20 protein-coding genes and 2 pseudogenes are annotated in these 25,177 nt (G+C 43.5%); 16 read left to right on the plus strand and 6 right to left on the minus strand.

Going from position 1 to position 25,177, the window contains the following annotated elements; translation table 11 throughout:
- Window positions 1-18 precede the first annotated feature (18 nt).
- Window positions 19-822: an SDR family NAD(P)-dependent oxidoreductase gene (locus tag IQP38_RS19175; RefSeq protein WP_025767963.1), complete on the minus strand. Its 804-nt coding sequence runs from the start codon at window positions 820-822 to the stop codon at window positions 19-21.
- A 228-nt stretch (window positions 823-1,050) separates the two neighbouring features.
- Here IQP38_RS19175 and IQP38_RS19180 point away from each other — a divergent pair, with 228 nt between their 5' ends.
- On the plus strand, window positions 1,051-1,290 hold the full coding sequence (locus tag IQP38_RS19180) for a YdcH family protein (RefSeq protein ID WP_005373737.1): 240 nt from the start codon (window positions 1,051-1,053) through the stop codon (window positions 1,288-1,290).
- Window positions 1,291-1,363: 73 nt separating this feature from the next.
- On the opposite strand, the gene IQP38_RS19185 is transcribed toward IQP38_RS19180, so the two are convergent.
- Window positions 1,364-2,035: a cupin domain-containing protein gene (locus IQP38_RS19185; protein WP_193837917.1), complete on the minus strand. Its 672-nt coding sequence runs from the start codon at window positions 2,033-2,035 to the stop codon at window positions 1,364-1,366.
- Window positions 2,036-2,243: 208 nt separating this feature from the next.
- Here IQP38_RS19185 and IQP38_RS19190 point away from each other — a divergent pair, with 208 nt between their 5' ends.
- From IQP38_RS19190 to fabG, 4 genes are all read left to right on the plus strand, one after another.
- Window positions 2,244-3,386, plus strand: coding sequence for a hypothetical protein (locus IQP38_RS19190; RefSeq protein WP_017633595.1), 1,143 nt, complete (start codon window positions 2,244-2,246; stop codon window positions 3,384-3,386).
- Window positions 3,376-4,302 carry a metal ABC transporter solute-binding protein, Zn/Mn family gene (locus IQP38_RS19195; RefSeq protein ID WP_025767961.1) on the plus strand — a complete coding sequence of 309 codons (927 nt, stop codon included), beginning with the start codon at window positions 3,376-3,378 and terminating at the stop codon, window positions 4,300-4,302. The genes IQP38_RS19190 and IQP38_RS19195 overlap by 11 nt, the downstream gene beginning before the upstream one ends.
- 2 nt (window positions 4,303-4,304) lie before the next feature.
- A complete protein-coding gene (locus IQP38_RS19200; protein ID WP_005373725.1) occupies window positions 4,305-5,099 on the plus strand; it encodes a metal ABC transporter permease in 795 nt (264 codons plus the stop codon).
- Window positions 5,100-5,399: 300 nt separating this feature from the next.
- The gene (gene fabG / locus IQP38_RS19205; RefSeq protein ID WP_042523233.1) at window positions 5,400-6,119 is read left to right on the plus strand and encodes a 3-oxoacyl-ACP reductase FabG; all 720 of its coding nucleotides are present in this window, start codon (window positions 5,400-5,402) and stop codon (window positions 6,117-6,119) included.
- A gap of 260 nt (window positions 6,120-6,379) precedes the next feature.
- Here the strand turns inward: fabG and IQP38_RS19210 are convergent, their stop codons facing one another.
- On the minus strand, window positions 6,380-7,984 hold the full coding sequence (locus tag IQP38_RS19210) for a S8 family peptidase (protein WP_042523230.1): 1,605 nt from the start codon (window positions 7,982-7,984) through the stop codon (window positions 6,380-6,382).
- Between the two features lie 394 nt (window positions 7,985-8,378).
- Between IQP38_RS19210 and IQP38_RS26620 the strand changes: the two are divergent.
- The 5 genes and pseudogenes from IQP38_RS26620 to IQP38_RS19235 form a co-directional block, all read left to right on the plus strand.
- Window positions 8,379-8,702, plus strand: a pseudogene (locus IQP38_RS26620) (IS1-like element transposase); the annotation flags it as partial.
- 196 nt (window positions 8,703-8,898) lie between these two features.
- Complete coding sequence (locus IQP38_RS19220; RefSeq protein ID WP_017819843.1) at window positions 8,899-9,852, plus strand: LysR family transcriptional regulator; 954 nt, start codon at window positions 8,899-8,901, stop codon at window positions 9,850-9,852.
- Window positions 9,853-10,003: 151 nt separating this feature from the next.
- Entirely contained in the window at window positions 10,004-11,947 is a 1,944-nt protein-coding gene (locus tag IQP38_RS19225) for a TonB-dependent receptor domain-containing protein (protein ID WP_033906196.1), read from the plus strand.
- A 32-nt stretch (window positions 11,948-11,979) separates the two neighbouring features.
- Window positions 11,980-12,858, plus strand: a complete 879-nt coding sequence (locus tag IQP38_RS19230) for an alpha/beta hydrolase (RefSeq protein ID WP_042523228.1) — start codon at window positions 11,980-11,982, stop codon at window positions 12,856-12,858.
- A gap of 742 nt (window positions 12,859-13,600) precedes the next feature.
- A complete protein-coding gene (locus IQP38_RS19235; protein WP_042523226.1) occupies window positions 13,601-14,974 on the plus strand; it encodes a carbohydrate porin in 1,374 nt (457 codons plus the stop codon).
- A 63-nt stretch (window positions 14,975-15,037) separates the two neighbouring features.
- Here IQP38_RS19235 and IQP38_RS19240 read toward each other — a convergent pair whose 3' ends face one another.
- Window positions 15,038-16,024, minus strand: coding sequence for a LacI family DNA-binding transcriptional regulator (locus IQP38_RS19240; RefSeq protein ID WP_005373712.1), 987 nt, complete (start codon window positions 16,022-16,024; stop codon window positions 15,038-15,040).
- Between the two features lie 235 nt (window positions 16,025-16,259).
- Here IQP38_RS19240 and IQP38_RS19245 point away from each other — a divergent pair, with 235 nt between their 5' ends.
- The 3 genes from IQP38_RS19245 to IQP38_RS19255 all read left to right on the plus strand — a co-directional run bounded on the left by IQP38_RS19245 (window position 16,260) and on the right by IQP38_RS19255 (window position 20,274).
- Window positions 16,260-17,699: a sucrose-specific PTS transporter subunit IIBC gene (locus IQP38_RS19245; RefSeq protein WP_042523224.1), complete on the plus strand. Its 1,440-nt coding sequence runs from the start codon at window positions 16,260-16,262 to the stop codon at window positions 17,697-17,699.
- Window positions 17,700-17,864: 165 nt separating this feature from the next.
- A complete protein-coding gene (locus tag IQP38_RS19250) occupies window positions 17,865-18,788 on the plus strand; it encodes an aminoimidazole riboside kinase (protein WP_017819849.1) in 924 nt (307 codons plus the stop codon).
- A gap of 31 nt (window positions 18,789-18,819) precedes the next feature.
- Window positions 18,820-20,274, plus strand: a complete 1,455-nt coding sequence (locus IQP38_RS19255; protein WP_042523221.1) for a sucrose-6-phosphate hydrolase — start codon at window positions 18,820-18,822, stop codon at window positions 20,272-20,274.
- 73 nt (window positions 20,275-20,347) lie between these two features.
- On the opposite strand, the pseudogene IQP38_RS26970 reads toward IQP38_RS19255, so the two are convergent.
- Window positions 20,348-20,458 (minus strand): annotated as a pseudogene (locus tag IQP38_RS26970) (dihydrofolate reductase); the annotation flags it as partial.
- A 253-nt stretch (window positions 20,459-20,711) separates the two neighbouring features.
- On the opposite strand from IQP38_RS26970, the gene yghU reads away from it, so the two are divergent.
- The 3 genes from yghU to IQP38_RS19270 all read left to right on the plus strand — a co-directional run bounded on the left by yghU (window position 20,712) and on the right by IQP38_RS19270 (window position 24,542).
- Window positions 20,712-21,569 carry a glutathione-dependent disulfide-bond oxidoreductase gene (gene yghU, locus IQP38_RS19260; RefSeq protein ID WP_053349291.1) on the plus strand — a complete coding sequence of 286 codons (858 nt, stop codon included), beginning with the start codon at window positions 20,712-20,714 and terminating at the stop codon, window positions 21,567-21,569.
- Window positions 21,570-22,752: 1,183 nt separating this feature from the next.
- The gene (locus tag IQP38_RS19265) at window positions 22,753-23,922 is read left to right on the plus strand and encodes a D-alanyl-D-alanine carboxypeptidase family protein (protein WP_137283143.1); all 1,170 of its coding nucleotides are present in this window, start codon (window positions 22,753-22,755) and stop codon (window positions 23,920-23,922) included.
- A 212-nt stretch (window positions 23,923-24,134) separates the two neighbouring features.
- Window positions 24,135-24,542: an SPOR domain-containing protein gene (locus IQP38_RS19270; RefSeq protein ID WP_005373701.1), complete on the plus strand. Its 408-nt coding sequence runs from the start codon at window positions 24,135-24,137 to the stop codon at window positions 24,540-24,542.
- A gap of 50 nt (window positions 24,543-24,592) precedes the next feature.
- On the opposite strand, the gene IQP38_RS19275 is transcribed toward IQP38_RS19270, so the two are convergent.
- Window positions 24,593-25,066: a peroxiredoxin gene (locus IQP38_RS19275; RefSeq protein ID WP_005373699.1), complete on the minus strand. Its 474-nt coding sequence runs from the start codon at window positions 25,064-25,066 to the stop codon at window positions 24,593-24,595.
- Window positions 25,067-25,177 lie beyond the last annotated feature (111 nt).

Genomic DNA, 25,177 nt, shown 5'->3' on the forward strand with positions numbered 1-25,177 from the left:
GATAATTCTTAATTGTTATTAATAGAGTTTGCTTAAGATTAATTCAATAGTATCAATTATCTGCTGTGTTTTGCTTTGATCTAATGCATCAGGGTGTGGGGGCGCGAATGCTTCAATGTCATTATCGAAGTACATACCATGCGCTTGAGCAAACTCTTCTGATAGCGCAGCGCGAGTTAGAATATCTGCTCCTAAGCGGATATCACCACCAGCAACCCCATAAGCATCTTTAACCATCTTACTACCTAGGAATGATTTTGGGTTTACTGATACCAACATAGGGCCAGTGTTCTTAAGCTTTAGTCCGATTGCTCGTGACCACATCGTTAATGCCAATTTGCTTTGGGCATATGCTTCGCCATCTGACAATGGTTTGTTACCGAGTAAAGCGCTAGTGTTTACTGTTGTTTGTGCAGCTGAAGACAAATTAACCACACGACCCGTATCTCCGAGCAACGGCAATAGCTCTCTAGTGAGTAAGTAGGGAGCAATGGTGTTGACTGCGAAGCGTACATCAAGACCCTCTTTAGTTCTTGGATTTGGTGTTGCGTACACACCAGCATTGTTAATGATGACGTCTAAATGATTGAACCGTTCTGTTATCTCCATCACTATCTGTTTTACCGCATTGGGAGAGGATAAATCAGCAACAAGGCTTTCAACTTTACCACTTTTCATCTCCCTCAAACTTTGCTCAACTTGTTGAACTTTCTCTATATTCCGGCCATGGATTATTACGTGTTGTTCACGGTTAATTAACATTTTCGCGGTTTCTAAACCAATACCGTCAGTAGATCCAGTAACTAGAATTGTCTTTCGCATGATCGCTCTCATTGTTGAAGGTTAATATAGAACGATCATAGTGGCATCTTTTGCATTCGACTATTGAGACTAAAAAGAAAACACTTTCTAGGAAAAATTGAAAATAACTTTGTTGTTCTTTTTGTGGACGGTGCGACGAATTAACGTCTCATTAGATGCTACGGTTATACATGTGGTGCTCAAAAATTAGGCACTATTTTGTACTCAAATAATAGCCAAGAGGTCTCTATGTTAGGTGAAAATCACTCATTAACTCATGAATTCCCAGAACATTTGGATACCATTACTCAGCTTACCGAAAACGATGCATCATTTGCTGAAACCGTTAAAAACTACAATGCTTTAGATAAAGAAATCCGCGTACTAGAACTTCAAGGAAGCCCGATTGATGATCACGAAATGAACGTGTTAAAACATAACCGGGCTGAGCTCAAAGACTGGCTCCACTCGCGAATAATGGGTTCTTAGTGACGAAATGATCATCGGCTCGTAAATTGCGGGCCGATTTTAGTTCCAATGGACGATGCCAAGTGTGCAAACACTAGGAGTGCTGAGCAGGAGCTTGGAGCGGCAGGTGACCAGTTTTTACCCAAATGATCGTTTCTTGCTCTACAAAAGGAAAATGCTCACTCATATGTGGGCTTCGAATCCAAGAGAGAGCGGGATAGGTACCTAGCTCGTCTCTAAACTCTCCTGACAATACGAAAATTTCTTCACCACCAAAGTGACGGTGTGGTTGAAACTTCTTACCTTTTGGCCATTTAACCAATGCGACATGTTCGTGCTCAAAATTATGCAGCGGCATGACTTGCAACCCACCGACACCACTCTGCCAGCTCGCTTGGTTTGTATTAATGCGAACTGTTTCAAGATCCTCAGATTCGAACTGATTTAGTTTAACTAAAATCACACAGCCTTCTTTGCTAAATGGTGCGTGTTGACTTCCTGGAGGGTTACGAAGGTAAGTGCCGGCAGGATAGTCACCGTATTCGTCAGAGAATACCCCCTCGAGCACCAATATTTCTTCTCCTTGAGGGTGAGGATGAATCGAAAACTGCGAATTTGGCTCGTACTTAACGACGCTGGTGGTATGCCCTGATTCTTTGGCTTCTCGTTCCAAAGGTTTGCGCCACACACCTTTGGAAGGGCTGGCGATCCACTCCTGTTGAGCAGTATCTATCACGATTCTTTTTGAAAAATCCATATTCAACATATTGAAATTCCGTTACTTATTTAATTACTAATTCTCATTAGTATACGTATAAAAAACATCAATTGATTCATTTGTTGATAGCCCAATTCATGGATTGAGTACGAACATGAAATCGGAGCCTAATTTAAATTTCTGCTTGTGTAATGAGAATTGTTATATTATAACATCGCAAAATTAAATGTTATAACATAACAAAAAGGAAATAGTAGTGAATAAGAAATTGGTGTCTCTCGTGATCGGTAGCATTTTTGCATCCCCTGTTTTTGCCGACACACTATCGAACCCACAGATTGGTGTTGTTGTTGATGGCTACTACCAAGATGGCCAACGTCATAATTCTGAGCGCGAAGAAGGCTTTGGTCTAGGCCATACGGAATTAAACTTCTCATCAAATATCGACGACAAGTTTTACGGCGCATTGACCGCGGTTCTTGAAAGTCATGGTGATGAGACAGAATTAGAGCTTGAAGAGGCATTCATCGAAACTTTGGCATTGCCATATGGTGTAAACGTGCGCGCTGGCCGATTCCTATCTGACTTTGGTTACCTGAACAACCAACACATGCACACCGATAGCTTTGTTGAGCGTCCAATTGCTTATCGTACTTTCCTTGGCTCGCACTACTACGATGATGGTGTACGTGCAAACATCGTGTTGCCAACCGACCTTTATGTAAAACTTGGTGTAGAAGCGCTCAGTGGTAGCAAAATGTCTTCTGTCGAAGATGGTTCTGAAGTTGGCGTGTACACCACGACGCTGAAGCTTGGTAGTGACTTCTCCGAATCTTCAAGTTGGCAGTTTGGTTTAAGTTACCTGCGTAACGAAAACGGCAAGGTTAAAGAATTCGAAGATCACGACCACGGTCATGAAGAAGAGCATGAGCACGATCACCATCATGGCGCAGCAGTGACAGGTGCGAACCTTTACGGTGCTGATTTTGTTTGGAAATGGGCACCAGACGGTAATTACAAATACAGCAACTTCACGCTATCGGCTGAATACATGCTGTTAGACGGTGTGGTAGATAGCAAATATAAAAACGATGCAGAGTCACCAGACAACTTAAGCGCTTACTATGTTTCGGGTGTTTATCGCTTCAACCCAAGCTGGTCAGCAGGTCTACGTTACGGCGAAGCAGAAAGCTACGATGGTCATGCACATGGCGACCACATGCATTTTACTGAGCTGAATGATAAAGAAATGGATGCGATGATCGCATGGGATTCTTCTCACTTCGGTACTATCCGTGCGCAATACACTCGCATTGATAACCAAGACAGTGAGACAGACAACGTGTTCACTCTGCAATACGTGATGACATTTGGAGCGCACGGTGCTCATGCGTTCTAAGCTGACATTAAATAAATGCAGTTTGGTGATGATGGCGGCAGGAGCTGCCATCATTGCTTCGCCTGCTTCGGCTCTAAACATTTTCGTTTGTGAGCCAGAATGGAAAGCCTTTCTTGAAAGCCACGCGCCAGATGCCAGTATTTATTCAGCGACAACGGCTAAGCAAGACCCACATTACGTACAAGCTCGTCCTTCTTTGATTGCGAAGATGCGCCAAGCGGACATGGCAATGTGTTCGGGCGCAGAGCTAGAGGTGGGGTGGTTACCTATGCTGCAAGTTCGTAGCAGCAATGCGGCGGTGCAAAATGGTGCGCCGAGCATGATCTACGCGACGGACTTCGTGCGCATGTTAGATACTCATGCTCACGTTGACCGTAGCATGGGAGATATACACGCTCACGGTAACCCACATGTTCAATTTGCGGCAAATGACATGATTCCATTATCTCGTAAAGTCACGGAGCGCCTAAAAGCGATTGATCCCGACAACGCACAAAGTTACCAAGTGAATGGTATGAAGTTTCGTGCTCATTGGCGTAAAAAGCTTAAAGAATGGAATGAGAAAGGGGCTGCTTTAAAGGGTAAGCAAGTTGTCGGTTATCACGCGACGTATCGTTATTTGTACGATTGGCTCGGAATGAAGCAGATTGCCGATCTCGAACCTAAACCGGGCATTTCACCGACCACATCTCACCTGCAATCACTCACCAAGTTAAATGCCGACAGTTTTGATGCGATTGTTTACTCCTCTCATCAGGATCAGCGTCCAGCGAACTGGTTGCAAGATCATACTGACAAACCTGTGATTCAACTGCCATTGACCGTTTCTGAGGGTGAAAGCTTGGATGAGATGTACGATCAGGTCATTGATGATTTACTGGATGTGTTAGTGCCGCCCGTTCCTGTGAGGATCTAAGTATGGCGGATTATGCATGGCTTTTACCTGCGGTTTTGTGTGGTTTAATTGCGTTGGTTGGCAACATCGTTCTGGGGCAACAAGTTCTTAATCGTCAGATCATCTTTATAGATTTGGCGGTGGCGCAAGTTGCGGCATTGGGGGCAGCACTAAGCCACTACTGGTTGAGCCAATACGCGCTGTTCTCAGGCTCATTCTTTGGCGAAATGATTGGCCCTTGGGTGATGTCTTTGATGCTTTGCGGTTTGATTGCCTTAATGGAGAAACGATACCAGCAACATTTAGAGCCCATGATTGGCAGCTTGTTTGTCGTGTCTGCATCGCTGGCGATCCTGCTGGTGAGTAAAGACCCACACGGCGGAGACTTTATTCAAGGCATTCTTAATGGGCAATTGTTATGGGCGACTTGGGCAGACGTTTGGCCTCTGGCACTCATTACCGCTGCGATGTTGCTATTGGTTTGGTTAAAACCTGCGTTTATGCGCGGTAGTGGTTTTTATCTGATCTTTGCAATCCTGATGCCCATTACGGTCAAGTTAACCGGCATTTATTTAGAATTTGCTTTGTTGGTTATTCCAGCTTTATGTGCGGCAGCATTGAAGGGAACTCGATTCTTTGTCGCTAGTATCAGCATTGGTATTGTTGGGATCTTATCGGGTATTGCCGCATCGGCTCGCTATGACTTACCGAGTGGTGCGAGTATTGTGATCACCCTGTTTATTGCTGGCATGTTGTTTAATCTCTTGCTTCAGCCTTTTCTGGTGAAAATAACAAAACCAGCTTTTGTAAGAGATTAAGAGACAAGTAATATTGGTCTGATGAAGTAGTATTTGATTAATCAGACCAATACTTTTCTATCCAAGTCCTCCAATCGTGTAACTTTGCGCCTTCCAACACACTTTCTTACGTTGATCTTGCCATAGTCATCAAGTTGCCTTGATTAGTTCACATTCGACTCCCAGACTGTTTCTATAGTTTTTATAAGATATAAAAGACCCTGCGTATGAGAAGCGCAGCTGTAACGCGACTAGGCATAAAAACAAAAAACGCTAGGGATACAAGCGAATTTGTAATCTCAACATTTAAGGAAGACCAAGATGAAACCGGAAAAAGTAGCAGTAGTCACTGGTGCGGCTCGTGGTATTGGCCAAGCGATTTGTGAGCAATTACTGGAGGATGGATTCCACGTAATCGGGCTAGACATATCGCCCGTGGAATGGAGCCAGTCGGCGCAGCTAAGCAGTTATCAAGTCAACTTGTGTGATGCCGAAGCTGTCAGTGAAGTGGTAGAAAGTGTTGTAGAGCAGCACGGAAGAATCGATGCTCTGGTTAACAACGCGGGCATCACTCGAGATGCACTGTTGCCAGACATGTTAGAGCAAGACTGGGACAGCGTGATCGACGTGAACCTAAAAGCGGTGTTCTTACTCACCCAACGTGTTGCTCCTGTCATGCTAGAGCAGGGCACAGGCAGTATTGTTAGCATTTCTTCTATAGTGGGAACGGATGGTAATATCGGCCAGAGCAACTACGGCGCAAGTAAAGGCGGCGTCATCTCAATGAGCAAAGGCTGGGCGAAAGAACTTTCAAGAAAGGGTGCACAGATACGCGTCAACTGTGTCGCGCCAGGCTTTATCGCCACCGACATGACCAAGAACCTGCCAGAGAAAGTCATTCAAATGATGAAAGGCAAAACCCCATTAGGGCGCATGGGCTCAGTTCAAGATATTGCCAATGGCGTCTCTTTCCTAACCTCAGACAAGAGCGCCTACATCACAGGCCAAGTGCTCAAGATTGACGGTGGGTTGGTATTATAGCTCGTTAATCAAAACCCAAAATAAAAACGCCTTTTACTTATATGAAGGGCGTTTTTGTTTGAGGAACCCGACTTATGTGAGTACTACTAATAGAAAGCTTCGATTTCGCTTCGAGTTGAGTTTTTGAAGCAAAAGGCCAATACGTTTGAATAGCGTCGGGCGTCTCCTCTTAAACACTGCATTCCCTAAAGCACAGTATTCCCAAAAGAAAAGCCCACCGAAAAGCGGGCTTTGCTCTCTTTTAGTAACGAGAAGAATAACTAGTAGCTCGCTTGAATGCTGACACCGCTATAGTTTGAGTAACCTTGAATCATGACGTGATAACGTCCACTTTGTGTCGCACTGACCGTACATGTTTCATTGTTACCGTATTTGAAAGGTCGGCAGTCCCATGCATTCAGTGCTGGTTTTGCTCCAAAACGGAGATACAAATCCGCATCACCATTTCCACCATACATTTGTACGGTTAAACGCTGCCCAGCTTCTACATCAACATAGTAATACGCTACTTGACCAGTTGAACCACTTAAACCACTTACTGGCACGCCCGAGGTTAATTTGCCTTCTGGGTCCGGTGTTGGGTCTGGGCCACCGCAGTCTTGGCCACAATCTGCATCCGTTAAGCTATAAAGTAGCTTGTTCACGCTGCCTCTTGTGTCCGTCACTTTTCCGCTAGTTGCGCGGCTAACGATCAAGGCCTCTACTTGGCTTGGAGACAGTGAACTGTTTTCTTGAAGATACAATGCTGCTACACCCGCCACATGTGGCGTCGCCATCGAAGTGCCACTAATGGTTTTGTAGCCACCGTCATACCATGCAGATTTGATTTGTGAACCTGGCGCAAATACATCCACACAACTGCCCCAGTTTGAAAAACTCGAACGTGCATCCGTGCTAGTGGTCGATCCGACAGTTACTCCGGAAGCAACGCGTGCTGGAGAATAGTTACACGCATCGGCGTTGGAGTTACCTGCTGCTAGCATAAAGCTGACACCTGACTGAACCGCACTTTGCACCGCACTATCCAGAGCGACGGATTGACCGCCGCCTAAACTCATGTTGGCGACTGAAGGTCCGGAAGCGTTCGCAGCCACCCAGTCCACACCGGCAATAACACCAGAAGTAGAACCCGATCCGGTACAGCTCAATACTCTCACGCCGACAAGGTTGACGTTTTTCGCAACACCATACAAGCTGCCGCCAATGGTGCCCGCTACGTGTGTGCCGTGTCCATTACAGTCACTTGCATCTGCATCGTTATCGACAAAGTCATACCCTGAAACTGAGCGACCACCGAACTCAACATGCGCGTTATTCACACCAGTATCGATGACATAAGCCGTTACCCCAGTCCCATCAAAGTTGGCACTGTAGTTGTTATCGAGTGGCAAGTTTCGTTGGTCGATTCGGTCTAGTCCCCAAATGGCATTGGTTTGATTTGCGTCTGCCGAGACTATTGGGTCAAGCGATAGGATTCTGTCTTGCTCAATGTAGTCCACACGAGGATCAGAACGCAGATCTTTTAGTTGCTCAGGACTCAAGTTAGCGACAAATCCACTTATCGAGTGGTCAAAAACCGACTCCACTTTTACCGAATACAAACCAGACATGCGGTCTACGGATTGTTGCGTGAATTGCTCGAATTCCGTTGAGTTGCTCGCCATCATTTGCGGTTGTTGAAATACCACTATGTAGCGATCTGCAATGGCGATCTCGTCCGGTGCGAGCATTAATGTGGCTGGTAATATGTCCGGAGCTTGTTGTAACTCTGCACTGTCCGCAATCTCATTGGGTTGCGAAAAAGCGAGAGAAGAATGAAAACAGAGTGCGGAGGTGATACAACAACTTAGTAGTTTCTTTAACATAAAATGTTCCTCGAAATCATAGTCTTGTTGATTTTTACCTAGTACCAAACTGTCAACACGAAAACACAGACAATCAGCGTAGTGCGTGCTGAAGTGACGTTACACAAGTCAAACTAGACAATGAGCAATCATATGCATAACTGATAATAATTCGCATACTCAGAAACATGATCAATAACCAAGCTTTATTGAAATTGAAATGCAAAGATTCATTTAGACTTAGAGCAAAATCCCTAAAATAGAATAATTCTACACACCTGAAATATTGCCTGTTATATGACTTCATCTTACCGATAATTTACGCAATAAAAACCTAACTATCCTTTTATTGGTCATAACTCAAATCGGTTGATAGATGTTAATATAGCCACCTGATTTCTGATGTTTTTAACTCATGGTTACTATCCAAGCTCAATATCGTTTCTGTAATAAAACAGAGCCCGTTCGTGAACATGGAAAAGGGCATTCTGGCTCTCCTCGCTCCAGATGTATCGAGTGTCGAAAGAGCTTTAACTCGATTACGTTTACGAAGCCCGCAAGCCAGATGTAAAAGAAAAAACTGTTGATATGTCAATGAATAGCTCTGGCGTTAGGGAAACAGTACAAGTGTTGAATGTCGTATACAACACAGTATTGAGTACTTTAAAAAATCTCGCCAAGGTAAGTAACCTCAATGCCTTTCGATAAAGCAAATATAAGACTAATTTGTAAACTTGAAAGGCTAGCTGTATTGGTTGAGGTATATGAGGAAAACACTTCCCCATTTAAGAACTGAAACACACTTTTGCCCCTTTTCGTGTTAGCACGGAAACTGTCCTGCTACCAGACTTGTGTTTCAATAGTGCCTTGTAGTATCGAAAACACTTACCACAAACTCTAGAGATTTATGTACTATACCACCTACTGGAAGCTTGATGGGTGGTATTGACGTGAACTTATCTCAAATTGATCTGAATTTGCTCTTTGTTTTAAAGCACTTGCTCGAAGAGAAGCATGTATCTAACACCGCTATGGCTTTAAATATGAGCCAGTCTGCGGTAAGTCGAGCACTGCAAAAAATGAGAGTTTTCTTTAATGACGAATTACTGGTGCGCAAGAAATACGGCTATGAACTGACTCCAAAAGCAGAGTCAGTAAGGCAAGACATCAATAATGTGATTACCAGTTTAGAAAAACTTGCCCATAGAGACTCGTTTGATCCGAGCACTGTATCAAGCACCGTTAAGGTTTACGGCCTTCTTCCTCAGATTAATACCTTAATGCCTAAGGTTATCGCTAAGATTCGGCAAGAGGCTCCAAACCTTAAGGTCAGTTTGGACTCAGCACCAAAACGTCATTTTGATGCGTTGGTGGCTGGAGATGTTCATTTCGCACTTTCCTCTCATCAACCGCCAAGCTCTGAGCAAAATATCTATCGAATGGTTGTTGCTAAGCGTACTTTCCGTTTGCTTATGAGCCGCTATCATCCACTGGCCGATTTAGAGCTAACTCCAGAGCGTTTGGCCGAATTTGACTTTGGACAAGTCTCTTTGCAGGGTGAGAAGCGATTGTCGTTTGAGCATAAATACCAAGAGCTAGGGTTAGCGAACAAAAAAAAGCGTTTATCAGCGCCAGTGCAACTGAATAACTTTAGTTCTGCTCCAAGTATCGCTGCGGAGACTGAGATTATATTTCATCTACCGACACCTTTTGCAGAGGCAGCTTGTCAAGACCCTCGCTTGATCGTTCGAGAAGTACCTGCCGAGCTACAGTTGGACTTTCAAGAAGTCTTCCTATATTGGCACAAACGCTTTAACGATGATCCTATGTGTGAATGGGTACGAGAGATCTTTAAACAGCTCTATGTTGGAACCGATACTTTAGCTTAAATGCTTATATCGGGTAATTCGTGGTTAACTATTCGTATATTGGATAGTGATATTCTCTTTTCTCGATAGTGATTAACTTGTCAGTGATTATGATAATCAGGTTTAATTGATAATAATTATTAAATGCAATTACATTTTAAGCCTATTCAATATGAAGCCTCTTTTCACATACTCTCTATTTTCTACATCAGTTGTTTCTGCTTGTATTACTGTACCTATGGTCGTTGTTGCAAATGACCAGTTACCTGAGACTGGTATCAATACAACAGCAATGGAAACCGTAGTGGTTACAGCCTCTGGTTACGAACAGAATGTCACAGAAGCGCCAGCAACAATAAGTGTTCTCACCCGAGAGCAACTTGAAAATCGCTCATATAAAGATTTGACTGATGCTTTAAGTGATATACCTGGGGTAACCGTTACAGGAGGTGGTGATGGCCAAGATATCTCAATTCGAGGTATGCCTGCTCAATATACGGCCATTCTTGTTGATGGCAGGAAGCAGTCTGGTCGAGAAACTCAAACTAATGGTAGTACGTTTACTGAACAAGACTGGCTTCCCCCGTTGAGTGCAATTGAACGTATTGAAGTTGTACGTGGCCCTATGTCAACCCTTTATGGGTCTGATGCTTTGGGGGGTGTGATTAATATTATTACGCGTAAAAATTATCAAGAGTGGCACGGAAGCTTGCGTGCAGAAACGACGCTTCAAGAAAATTCAAAATCTGGAAATAGCTATCAAGGGCAGCTTTACCTTGCTGGCCCTGTCATTGATGGTCTGTTGAGTACTTCTTTGACTGGACTGTATCAGGAAAGAAAAGAAGATGAAATTGAAGGTGGTTATGCAGGTAAGACACTCGACAACTATCGAGCTTCTTTGTACCTCACACCTACCTCGGATGACACTTTTACTCTGGAGTTCACCAATCATAACCAAGAGCGAGAGACCACTCTAGGTAAATCAGTGGAGCGAGAGTCTCAAGTTGCAGTACGAGAATATGAACGCCAATCTATTGGTTTTAGCCACGACGGAAACTACTCTTGGGGTACAAGTTCTTCATTTATCAGTAATGAAACAGTAAAAAATATCGGTGCAGATAAAGAAGTCGAGAATAGTCAAATTAATACGCAATGGGGTCTGCCTCTTAATGCTCACTACTTAACACTGGGCGCATCTTTCGAGCAAAAGGATCTGACTGATAATAAACTGTCATTGACCTCTAAAAACAAGCAATGGGCAGTATTTGCTGAGGACGAGTGGTATCTCACGGATACATTCGCTCTCACCCTTGGTTTACGTTACGACGACAATGAGATCTTTGACGGGCAATTTAGCCCAAGAGCTTACGGGGTCTGGTCTATTGACCCTAGTTGGACGCTAAAAGGTGGTGTGTCTACGGGTTATCGAGCACCTAGTTTGACACAAATGGACGAAGAGTGGGTTCAAGAGAGCTGTAGAGGGCGTTGTTCTATTTACGGTAATCCAGACTTAACAGCAGAAACCTCCATCAATACAGAGATGGGACTGTATTACGTTAATGAGCGAGACCTTTCTGCAAACATTACTTTGTTTTACAGCGACTTCAAAGACAAGATCGAAAGTGAGTTTGTCGATCCGACGTGTACTGATAGCAGAAGTTGCGACCGCACTTACGTCAACATTGATGATGCGAACAGCTATGGTGCAGAAAGTTCCGTATCTAAGGGTATTACAGAGTCAATTACACTAAGTGCAACCTACTCGTATACTCGTAGTGAAAAGAACACTAATGACGATGATGATGGCTTGCCTCTTGTACAAGCACCTGAACATATCTTCTCACTTAATGGTGATTGGGCAGTGCGTGATGATGTTGCTTCATGGGCCCGCATGAACTATCAAGGCAAAGAGAAAAACAACATCACTAGTGATAGCACAAGAACGTTGGCACCTTCTATTACTTACGTGGATCTCGGTGTGAACTGGCGTGTAACTAAGAATGTGAAGTTAATGGCAGCGGTTTATAACTTGTTCGATGAGCAAATCACAGAGGAAGAGTTTGGCTACATTGAAGATGGCCGACGCTACTGGTTAGCTGCTGAAGCGACTTTCTAATCTACTTACTTTTTTAAGCGAATAACAAAACAATGAATACGAAAATTAAGTCTGCGATGACCTCTCTGCTACTTATGCCCTTTGTCTGTTTGGCTGGGGAGTTCAATGTAGAGAAGGATATCTTGTTCAAAACTGTAGGTGAAAGAGAGATTAAACTCGATCTTTATACTCCTTCGGTTGAATCAAATACTCAGTACCCGTTATTAGTCTGGGTACATGGTGGTGCATGGAAACGTGGGAGCAAAGACGCCATCCCAGAAAAGAACCCATTATTACTTCAGTCTGTGTTGAATGAAGGTTATGCGCTAGCTTCAGTTGATTATCGTTTAAGTGGAGAAGCGATCTTTCCTCAACCAGTACAAGACATTAATGATGCACTGAACTATTTGTACGACAATGCTGAAAAGCTCGGTATTAAACCGGACAATGTTGTGATAATGGGACGCTCTGCTGGCGGGCACCTCGCTGGCTTTATTGGTGCGACTAACTCGGCATACAACCAAGTAGATTTCTATGAGCCACCAAAGTACAAGGTCTCAGCCGTAGTAAGCTTTTTTGGCCCTACCGATTTACTTGAGTTAAGTAATAAAGGTGGCAAGAAAACCAGCAAAAAATCGTCTGTATCTCGTTTCTTAGGAGATATTCCAAACAATATTCCAAAGCTTGCCAAGAAAGCATCAACGACGAGTTATGTGAATGAAAATACTCCACCATATATACAGTTACACGGCACCTTGGATAAGCGAGTGCCTCTATCTCAAAGTGAGATACTTAAGGCTAAGCTTGATGAGCATGGAGTTACCAACCAACTTTTCATTGAAGAAGGTGTAGGACACAGTGCACCTGTCTTTGATACCGAGAAGTACGTTACTCATGTTTTGGACTTCTTAAATAAACACTTTCCGAACTAACGCTCTAGTCAATATAAGGCTTAAAAGTTCAAGGGGAAATACTGAGCCAACTGTGATTACAGTTGGCTTTTTCATGTATCTCTATTGGGCATTTTATCATTCTGATTAATGGGAGCGGCTGGCCCATTTTCAGGCAGTGGTTGAATAAATCTATGACTACTTTAGGGTATGTATTCTAACGTACTTCTGTCCAAAAAAGTGTTTCGTTAGCTTGAATTAGAACAACAAAGCGCTCTTCACAGAAAATGAAGGTCGTTTATCTCGTCTTAACAGCCTTTCAAGTTGTTTGAAATGAGGTATCGAGATCCGCTTCGCTCTTAGTTACGTTCAACCTTAGCTGCTACTTTTCATCAACAAATAGAGATGAGTTACCATCAAGTAGCATAGGGAAGCGAGTGAGCACTATTCTCTCAAATGAACACTAAACCCCTTCTTTGTAGCCTGTCACCTTCAAACTACTTCCTCTAGCGCTAACAATTAATTCAAATGTGCGCTGGTTAATGATTTTTCTGTAAGTAACACAATTGAACGTGATAGAAGTAACAAAATGGCCTCTTAACGGTAACGTTCCCGAAAAGTTTATATATTATCGCCCTCATTGATATAAGTAGTAGAGACGCTCTGAGTACGAGCGCTCTGAAATTCAGGCTTTAGATGGACATTTAAAGTCACCATAAGTTTGCGATTTTTCTTGGGAACGTTTGCAATATGCCTAAGTATAAATTTACGTGAGACTATGGAAATGAAACTACACACTTTGACGATGGCAGTAGCGCTTGGACTGGTTACTGCACCTGTATTCGCAGCAACAGATGTTGACGCTCTTGAAAAGCGAATTAATGAATTAGAACAGAGACTTGAACAGACAGAAAAAGCATCCACAGAAGCAAATGAGAAAGCCTCAAGCTTTGAGTTTCACGGCTACGCTCGTTCCGGGCTACTGATTAATGACGATCTGAATGGTGCAGTGGGTACTGGTCCTTACATGACGGCAGCTGGTGCTATTGGCGCTCCAGTTGGGCGATTAGGGGTAGAGGATGATCACTATGTGGAAGCAAACCTTATTCACAAACGTTTTGCAGATGATGGTTCCAGCGCATTGTTCCGAATCATGTTGGCAGATAGTACGGAAACCAATAACGAATGGACGGCGAGCGAGAGTCAATTAAACGTTCGTCAGGTATATGCTGAGCTAAACAAGTTGAGTATGTTCTCTGAATCAAGAGCTTTTGCTGACGCGACGTTTTGGGCTGGTAAACGATTTGATCGTGATAACTTTGACATTCACTTCTTTGACTCGGATATTGTTTTCTTATCTGGCACTGGTGCTGGTGTGTATGACGTCCAAATGAGCGAATCATGGAAAGCAAACTTCTCGATCTATGGTCGTGATTTTGGTGAGATTGATAGCTCGTCAACGGATGTTGAAAACTATATCGCGACAATGAACAACCGCTTCGGTAATTGGCAATTGATGCTGAGCGGCATGACGTCAGCTGATAACAATGATCGCGTAGAAGGAGCAGCGGACAAAGGTTTACATGCGATGTTTGCTTACCATGGCGATACCTTCTTTGGCATGAGTGAAGGCTTCTCTAAAACCGGTATTTTGATGGGTGATGGACTGGGTGCGGAACTTAAAGGCATCGGTTCAAACGGAGATTTGTTAGAAGACGCAAAAGCCGTACGCTTGTTCAGCTATGGTGTAACACGCATCGGCGACAACTGGCGTGTAGCACCTGCGTTGCTAGCAGAACACAGCCAAGATCGCTTTGCTAAAAATGATGAATTTACGTGGGCATCGTTCAACATCCGCTTAGCGCAAGAGTTTACGCAGAACTTTGAGATGGTTTATGAAGGCTCATACCAATACATGGACCTAGACAATGCGATTGATAAAGCAAGTGGCAGTTTTTACAAAGCGACAATCGCACCAACGCTTAAGATGTCTACCGCTGCAGGTTTCTTTGACCGTCCGGAGCTACGTTTTGCAGTTAGCTACGTTGATTGGAGCGAAGACTTGAATGGCTACTCGATTAGCCAGGATGCGGGTGCTGCAACGATGGGTGATGGTGGTGAAGTTCTGTTTGCACTGCAAATGGAAACTTGGTTCTAAAGGGATCTAACCGACAAAGAGTAATAAGAAAAGCGCCAACTGATTTCAGTTGGCGCTTTTTCATTAACAGGACTGACGCTCAATTGTTTTGAAGGTTAGTACCATTTTACTCATTTCAAAACTTCTGTTGGCAATTCTATCTAGTAGCAGTTTCGCACCATTTTCACCCGCTTTATCAAATGCATAGTTAAATGTTGATAAGGTTGGGGTACACACTGATGCGAGCTCATCATCACCAACTCCTAGCACTAAAACGTCTTTACCCGGTGTTAACCCGAGCTCTTGAATCGCTCTCATCGCACCGATAGCAATACGGTCTGTCGCACAGAACAAGCCATCTAGCTTAGGGTTCTTTGTTAAGTGTTGTTTTGCCAATGAATAGCCAGAATCGATGGTAAAGTCACCACGAGCATGGAAGGCGATCTCAAAACCATGGTGTTGCAGCGCTTGAACAAATCCTTCAGAGCGTTGCTTATCTACCGCGATATCGTCACCTTGCACGCCAATAAAACCCATGGTTTGGCAACCTTTTGCAACCAGTCTATTTCCCGCTTCAAACCCTACTCGTGCGTCATCATGAATGATGCTTGGAATATTAAACATGGAACCATCTTGACCGACGAGCACAACTGGAACGGCTGAGTTTTGAATTGCTTTTACCAGCTTGGAATCGAGGTGGGTGGCGTAAAGAATGATCCCTTCAACCCGTTTTTGGTTAAAGATCTGAATGTATTCCAGTTCTTTTTCGTGGGCTTGGTGAGTGCTAGCAAGTAAGACATGTTTCCCTGCTTTTTCAAGGACATCGGTTAATCCATCGACACCTTGGGATGTGGCATGAGAGGAAACCCGAGGAACAATGACACCAACCAGATTGGTCTTTTGAGATTTTAGATCTTTAGCGACTTGGTTTGGCACATAGCCACACTCCGCTACTGCTTGGCGGACTTTCAGTTTTGTCGCTTCTTTTACGCCATATTCATCGTTTATAACCCGTGACACTGTTGATTTTGATACGCCAGCCAGACGGGCGACATCATGCAGACTCGCCATTGTTCCTATCCATTCTGTTTTTCGTTTTTGGGATTGTTTGCAAAGAGAAGATGAAAAGCTCTTTGATAAGTAGCGATTCTAACCTCCTATACTGCTCTTAGGGAGAGAATTTGACGATCATTCTCACATTCTCTCTGCTTTATCTTTGATCATTTGGTTTTATTGAGCAAAAATCTGTTTTGCAAACGTTCCCGAAAATTTCGCAAGCTCAGATAATAATCCAATGGGGTATGAAATGAATTATCCGGCAGTAGCAAAAGAGTTGTTAACTCTATTAGGTGGTAAAAGCAACATCACCGCACTTGCGCATTGTGCGACACGCTTACGCCTTGCCGTTGCAGATGAGCAAAAAATAGATGAACAAGCGATTGATAGCCTTGAAGGAGTAAAAGGGCAGTTCAAAGTTGCGGGTCAGTACCAAATCATTTTTGGATCTGGCATCGTAAACCAAGTTTATGCAGAAATGGCGAAGTTGACGGGGATGAGTGAAATGTCCACCAACGACGTTGCGTCTGCTGGCGCAGAGAAACAAAACATTGTTCAGCGCGCGGTGAAAGGGCTGTCTGATATTTTCGTCCCAATCATTCCCGCAATCGTCGCTGGTGGTTTGTTGATGGGTATCTATAACCTATTGACTGCTCAAGGCTTGTTCATTGATGGCAAATCTTTGATTGATGCCAACCCAGGACTGACAGACTTGGCGAACATGATCAACACGTTTGCAAACGCGCCGTTTGTTTACCTGCCTATTCTGCTGGCATTTTCAGCCAGTAAGAAGTTTGGCGGTAACCCATATTTAGGGGCGGCGCTAGGTATGTTGATGGTTCACCCTGACTTGCTGAATGGTTGGGGATTCGGCGGCGCATCTGTGTCTGGCAACATTCCGGTTTGGAATATTCTTGGCTTTGAAATCCAAAAAGTGGGTTACCAAGGTTCGGTGTTACCGGTTTTGGTATCGGCATTCATTCTTGCGAAGGTTGAGCTAGGCTTACGTAAAGTCATACCTTCTGTTTTAGACAACCTTTTAACGCCATTACTGGCGATTTTCATAGCGGGTTTGCTGACGTTTACTGTCGTCGGTCCGTTCACGCGTGATATCGGTTTCCTATTGGGTGATGGTCTGAACTGGCTATACAACACTGCTGGCTTTGTTGGTGGTGCGGTATTTGGTCTTATTTATGCTCCGTTTGTTATTACTGGTATGCATCACAGCTTCATTGCGATTGAAACTCAACTTCTTGCGGATATTGCGATGACGGGCGGCACCTTTATCTTTCCTATTGCGGCGATGTCTAACGTTTCTCAAGGAGCGGCAGCGTTGGCGGTGGGCGTGATGAGCAAAGATAAGAAGATGAAAGGTATTGCGATTCCATCTGGTGTTACGGGTTTGCTGGGTATTACAGAACCGGCTATGTTTGGTGTTAACTTAAAACTACGTTACCCATTTATTGCGGCAGTTTGCGCTGCGGCGTTATCAAGTGCGTTCATCACAATGTTTAATGTGAAAGCTCAGGCATTGGGCGCAGCTGGTCTTCCAGGCATCATTTCCATTACGCCAGAGAAGATTGGGTACTACATCGCGGGTATGGTGATCGCGTTCTTGACCGCATTTGTTCTCACCATTGTTCTTGGTATGCGTGACCGCGCTAAAGTCGGTAGAAAAGCAGCGGCTTAATCTGAACTCCTTAGGGGTGGAGTCCCCCAAAATCCACTTCTTTTCCTAAATGTTTGGGGTGCTAGCCAAGCACTAATGGCTTGGCTAGCCTTTTTCAATTTTTACTTGGTAGTGAAGGTGTTCAACACGTTGGACTATCAGGGCTTTAATTTCAAGGTAAGCAAGATGAATCAAGTGTGGGTAACTGGTGATGCTGTTGTCGATCTAATACCGGAATCTGAGACTTCTTTACTCAAATGTCCCGGTGGTGCACCAGCGAATGTCGCCGTAGCTATTGCTCGTCTATCTGGTAAGAGTGCGTTTTTTGGACGTGTAGGTGATGACCCATTTGGTCGCTTCATGCAATCAACGCTCGATCAAGAGGGCGTGAGCACGGAGTTTCTCGTTAAAGATCCTGAGCAAAGAACATCAACAGTGGTGGTGGATTTAGACGAGCAAGGTGAGCGCAGCTTTACGTTTATGGTAAAACCGAGCGCTGATCAGTTTATGTCTGTTGAAGACATCCCTAACTTTAAGCAAGGTGATTGGCTACACGTTTGCTCAATTTCACTGGCAAATGAGCCAAGTCGAAGCAGCACATTTGAGGCGATCAAAAGAGCAAAAGCCGCTGGTGGTTTCATTAGCTTTGACCCTAACTTGCGTGATGAAGTGTGGCAAGATCAATCAGAAATCCAAGCTGTCGTGATGAAGGCTGTAGCGATGGCCGATGTGGTTAAGTTCTCTGAAGAAGAGCTTTTGTTCTTAACTGACTCAACGTCGATGGCGCAAGGTTTACAACAAATAGCCTCTTTGAATATTGCTTTGGTCTTGGTGACACAAGGTGCGAAAGGTGTTTGGCGCGTCTTTGAAAGTCAGAGTGAACTGATCACAGGTCAAGTCGTTAGTCCGATTGACACCACAGGTGCGGGTGATGCTTTTGTCGGAGGGCTACTGGCATGCCTGTCTCGGCATGACGATTGGAAAAATCATCCTGTTGTTAGCTCTGCGATTCAATGGGCAAATGGCTGTGGTGCATTAGCGACGACGCAAAAAGGCGCAATGACCGCGCTTCCGACCCAGACAGAGTTGCTGCAATTTATTGGGCAATGATCTTCAGATCCAATTTCAGTTGAGAAAAATTATGAGCTTAAACAACCGTTGGACTGTAGAGCAAAGATATCGTCGACTTGAGCAAATCCCTCAGTGTGATATCGAAGAAATGACACTTTCACGTCAGCAAGATAAAGGCTTTCCTAGTTTTCATATCGCCCCTAGATTTGGGCTGTTAAATGACCCAAATGGGTTGTGCTATTTCAATGGTGAGCACCACATCTTTTACCAGTGGACGCCTGTGGGACCAGTCCATGGAATGAAGTATTGGTATCACCTTTCTACTAAAGACTTCATCCATTTTACTGATCATGGCGTGGGTCTTCATCCCGACCAAGACTACGATTCACATGGTGTCTATTCGGGCGGCGCTTTGGTGGAAAACAACAAGGCTTTGCTGTTTTTTACTGGCAACAAGCGTGACCAAAACTGGAATCGAATCCCAACACAGTGTTTTGCCACCATGGATTCAGACGGCAGCATTGAAAAGCACGGTGTAGTCATTGAGAACGAACATTACACGGAGCACTTTCGTGACCCAAAAGTTTGGAAGAAAGGCGACGACTATTTGATGGTGGTGGGTGCTCAAACCAAAACCGAGCATGGTTCTATGGCGCTCTATCAAAGCAAAGATTTGAAAACGTGGCAGCATAAAGGTCCTATCAAGACCAAGTTCTCTGACCTTGGGTACATGTGGGAGTGTCCTGATTTATTTGAGATTAATGGTCAATCGGTGATGCTGTTTTCTCCACAGGGCGTGAGCAGTAGTAATCCTTATGATTTCAAAAACATCTATTCTGTCGCGTATATCGTGGGTGATCAGTTGAACCTAGAGTCGATGACTTTAGAAAACCACCAAGATATTTTACAGCCAGATTATGGGTTTGATTTCTACGCCCCACAAACCTATTTAGATGAGAATGGGCGTCGCATTCTTATTGCATGGATAGGGTTGCCAGAAATCGACACGCCATCGGTCACACACCAGTGGGCAGGAATGTTGTCTCTTCCTAGAGAACTAACGTTGAAAGATGGTTTTCTTGTTCAAACTCCACTCCCTGAATTGGAGAGTTTAAGAAAAGAAGAGGTAGTCTTTGCACAGTCCCATACACTGGAAAGCACAAGTTGTTTGATCCAATTAGACCTTGAGGGCGATGGCTTTGAACTTGAGCTGAGTAACCTCAAAGGTGACAACATCGTCTTTAGTGCGACAAAGCACGAGTTTATGCTGGACCGTCGTCACATGTCTCATTTGTACGCGGAAGAATTTGGTAGCATTCGAAAAGCACCAAGATTGGACGCTAAGCAGACGATTGATATATATATCGACAATTCTGTCATCGAGATTTTCATTAATGGTGGCAAACACACGATGACCAGTCGTTTCTTTATTGATGACCTGAATACGGTAACGTTGAGAGGGTTGGAGCAAGCAAGGCTTTTCCCTTTGAAAGGTATTTCTGGTTTGTTTGAATCAGCTAAGTAACGGTTTTGAATACATTAAAACGCCCTTCATTGATTTAGTGAAGGGCGTTTTTCTTTCTAACTATCTAACTTAACTACCTATCACGCACGTAAGTTGTTTGAACTAAGGTATCCAGAACAACTTCATTCTTGGTGACTTTGAAGTTTAGCGGTTGTTCTAAATCCCCAAATAGAGGTGCGCCGCCGAGTGTAGCTTACTCATCGTTGGCATCTCGAACCTAGTTCACATTATCGCGACGTTTTTACTTATAGCGTGAAAGAAAATCCCATAACCAAAGGTTCTAACTAAAAGAGATTGCAGGACTTTTATTTAGCGAATTCGACCTAATATCTTGAGTATGCCTAATCGCAGTTGGCGAAGAGGTGATGTTAATAATGCTTGCTGGCGCGTAAGACCCGTCAGTTTGAAGATGCATTCAAACACAATAAGGGAAAACAATGGCTAACGAATACATTCCACCAAAAGTTTGGACAAACGATAATGAAAACGGCGGTCAGTGGGCGAGCATCAACCGTCCGGATTCTGGCGCACGTCATGAGCAAGAGCTTCCAATTGGTGAGCACCCATTCCAACTTTACTCAATGGGTACCCCAAACGGTCAGAAAGTGACGATCATGTTTGAAGAGCTTTTAGCGGCAGGCGTAACGGCAGCAGAATACGATGCGTACCTGATTAAGATTGGCGATGGTGACCAGTTTGGCTCTGGCTTTGTGGCTGTTAACCCAAACTCTAAAATTCCGGCATTGGTTGACCGTTCGGGTTCTGAGCCAGTGAACGTGTTTGAATCTGGCAACATCTTGTTTTATCTAGCAGAGAAGTTTGATCATTTCTTACCAAAAGAAGGCGCTAAGCGTGCTGAGGTAATGAACTGGTTATTCTGGCTGCAAGGTTCTGCGCCATATCTAGGCGGTGGTTTTGGTCACTTCTACGCGTACGCACCAGAGAAGTTCGAGTACCCAATCAACCGCTTTACAATGGAAGCAAAACGTCAGTTAGATGTATTAGACAAGCGTCTTGCGAACAATGAATTCCTAGGTGGCGATGAGTACAGCATCGCTGATATCGCAACATGGCCATGGTACGGCAACCTTGTGTTGGGTCGTGCTTACGATGCGGCTGAATTCTTAGACGTAGAAAGCTACAAAAACGTTGTGCGTTGGGCAAAAGTAATTGATGAGCGTGAAGCGGTAAAACGTGGTCGAATTGTGAACCGTTCATGGGGTGAAGAATGGGAGCAGTTACCTGAGCGCCACAGCGCAGAAGATATTGATAAAGTATTGAAACTTAAACCATAAGCAATCTTGGCCTAGCTACGTCAAATGAGTTTAGTTTTATTTATGCTTATACAGTGACCTTAATCAAATCTATAGCGCACCATATACGGTGCGCTATTTTTATTCTCATTTAGTCTCGAAATTCTAATTTATATCACCTATTGAAGAGCATTTAGTTCGTAGATGAATCTTTAATGTATTTATATGTTATGATGCAAAACAAAGCTCATATTTCCATGTTAAATATGGACTGGTTATACTGCTTTCTAATAATTAAATTATTTAAAAATTATAAACCGATTTTATATCCATTATAAATGAAATTAATGATAATTAATATTTGACATAACCACTAAATTTATGTGGAATATGCGGGTTGATTTGTTTTGAAGAAATAAAATTAATTTCTAGTACTTTTATTTAAGACAAGCTTAGCTTTTAGCGATGTTTAATTATTAATGCTTATATCATGAAAGAGGATATGTATGATGTCGTCGTTTGAGTCGTATTGGGTTGGGGTACGTCAAAGAATAGCTACACAAACCCAAGGTAACCGCAGTTTAAAGTCTCTAGTCATTAAAAAGCAGCGTGTGAACTTAAATAACAGTGGGTTATCCTTTCGCGCTAAGTCCGGATGCCTTATCCCTCACTGTTATACCAAGTTCTCTGATGAGATAAACCTAAAAACATCGAAAAAATCGTCTCTTAGTTTTAAAAAAGGAAAGCTGTATTTTTCTCCGATTTAATAATAAATGAAATTTACATAAATTATAATCTGAGGTTTTTAAATTTATCGATAATTAATTGCGATTTTATGATGCGTTTTCAGTATGTTTTCTTGGTAAGTAATTAGCTGGGCTTATTGTTGATTGTTTTTGTTGTTTCCTATTTAGATATGGATAAAAGCTCAACTACTTTTCCTATACCAACTTACTCCCTGAATTGACTTGCGCGCTTTTTCTCTCCTCTCAAAAAACATAGCGTTACGGAATTATTTTCGCTCCTGTTTCATTCTTCAAGACGAAAGCTCTACCTACCTCTCATTATTTTCGACAAACATTGAGTAAAAGTAACCAATCGTAACAAGGTGGCTGTAACTGAGCGCCGTTTCAATATACTCGTTTTTTAACTAGGTAATCCCGCGCTTTGAATTCATTCGGGTACCGTTTGTAAGCCTTAAATGCGACTAAGATAAGATGTCATGATGAGAAAAAGTACTATATTACACACAGTGTTAATTACAGGGTTCGCTGCTGTATCCTCGTTGGCTTATGCTGCGCCTTCAGTTGTGCCAAATGCGCCGGAACTCAGTTCTCGTGGTTATGTTTTGATGGACTTCCATACGGGGAAAGTACTGGTTGAACGTGATGCCCACAAACGTTTAAACCCCGCGAGTTTAACGAAGTTGATGACTGCTTATGTAGCTGGTCAAGAAATTAATACAGGCAATATTACGTTGAATGATGAGGTTGTCATCAGCCGAAATGCTTGGGCAAAAAATTTCCCAGATTCTTCAAAAATGTTTATTGAAGTCAATACTTCCGTTTCTTTGTCTGACTTATACCGTGGTCTGATTGTTCAATCTGGTAACGATGCCAGTGTCGCTATTGCTGAGCATGTTGCGGGAAGTGAATCAGGGTTTGTGAGTTTGATGAATAGTTGGGCCGCCAAGCTTGAATTGTCTAACACGGCATTCACCAACCCTCACGGCCTAGACAGTGACGGTTTATATTCGACACCTTATGATATTGCCAAGTTGGGCCAAGCGATTATTCGTGACTTACCTGATATCTATCCGCTGTATAGCGAAACCTCGTTTACTTACAATGGCATCACTCAATACAACCGTAATGGCTTGCTTCGTGATCGTAGTATGAATGTCGATGGCATGAAAACTGGATATACAAGCGGTGCGGGTTATAGTCTAGCGACTTCTGCAACACAAGGTGATATGCGTCTGATTGCTGTGGTGATGGGAGCGAAGAGCGAGAATGTTCGTGAATCAGAAAGCAAGCAGCTGTTAAGTTATGGCTTCCGCTTTTACGATACGGTAATGCCGACTGAGGCGGGTGCGGAACTTGCGAAAGCTCGAGTTTGGATGGGCGAAAAAGACGAGCTTACTGTTGGCGTAGCTAACGATGTTTATCTCACTTTGCCAAAAGGAGATGTAAAAAAGCTGCAAGCGGAAGTTGAATACAACGGTGATTTAGTTGCGCCAATTTCTGAGCAACAAGTGGTTGGTAAAGTGCTTTACAAAGTCGAAGGTAAGGTCGTAAATGAAGCCGAGCTCGTTGCATTGGAGTCCGTGGAGGAAGGCAGTTTATTCAAGCGAATTTTAGACTGGTTTAAGCAATTGGTCGCTAGCTGGTTCTAAACAGTAGCGAACTTCTGTCTATATCACTCTATCTTGTTAATGTTCTATTAAATCAATTTACTAAGGCGACCAACGTGGTCGCCTTACGTTTTTGGAATACTCGTTGCGTTAAAACGCAGGCCTTCTTGTAAGGGGGTGTTTTTACCTGACCAAGAGCGTTTTGTGTTTTTGGGTGCGAGAGAAAAGAAACTAGAACAAGAATGGAGTGACACGTGCACAAGATTTTATCTTTGACATTGATTTTATCGCTCATGGGCTGCGCTATGCCTTACCAGCAGGAGGTCGATAGCGGCCAATGTGTTGGAGTCATGACCTCTCAGGATGCATATGGTTATTTAAACCCAAACCATTACACAATGCAGGTACTCGCGCTAAAGCAAGAAAAAGATGTGAAAGATTATATTCGCTATATCGATCCTAAGCATCCGGTTTGGGTTAACTGGAAAAACAGCCGAGGCACACGTTGGTATACGGTAACTGTTGGTGATTTTAAAACGAAACAGGATGCCTACAATGCGCTTTCTTCATTACCAAGCCGTGTAAAGCAGTCATCCCCGTTTGTGCTGACTTTTGCGGAAATGCAGCGTAAGCAACAAACGAGTGTTGTGAGAATGCGTTAGCCAACAAAAAACGGAAGCGATGGCTTCCGTTTTTGTATTTAGGAGTAAGCTTAAAGCGCCGCTAAAATCGTTTCTGCTTTGCTTGCTTCAAACTCTTTTGGCTCTTCAACGTTAAGCTTAGTCACTGTGCCGTTTTCAATGATCATCGCGTAACGTTGTGAGCGAATACCACCAAAGCCGCCTGTATCCATTTCAAGACCCAATGCTTTAGTAAAGCTAGCGTCGCCATCACCCAACATCAGAATCTCAGAAGCGTTTTGAGCTTCGCCCCACGCTTGCATCACAAATGCATCGTTTACAGAAACGCACGCAATTAAATCAACACCTTTTGCCTTTAGCTCATCAGCTAATACCACATAGCCTGGTAGATGAGCTTCTGAACAGGTAGGGGTGAATGCGCCAGGTACAGCAAAGAGTACGACTTTCTTGTTCGCAAACAGTTCTGTAACGTCGTGGTTAACCATACCATCGGCAGTCAACTCACTTAGAGTTGCAACTGGTAGAGCTTGGCCTTGTTGAATCATGATTATATTCCTTTTTGTGTGCTAGTTTAGCTTTCTCAGTCTAGCGTTTATAAATGCGGTTAACCACAGAGTTTTTGTAGGGTTTTAATACCTACGCGTTTGACCTAAGGC

Source organism: Vibrio sp. OPT41 (assembly GCF_015163595.1).
Classification (GTDB): domain Bacteria; phylum Pseudomonadota; class Gammaproteobacteria; order Enterobacterales; family Vibrionaceae; genus Vibrio; species Vibrio alginolyticus.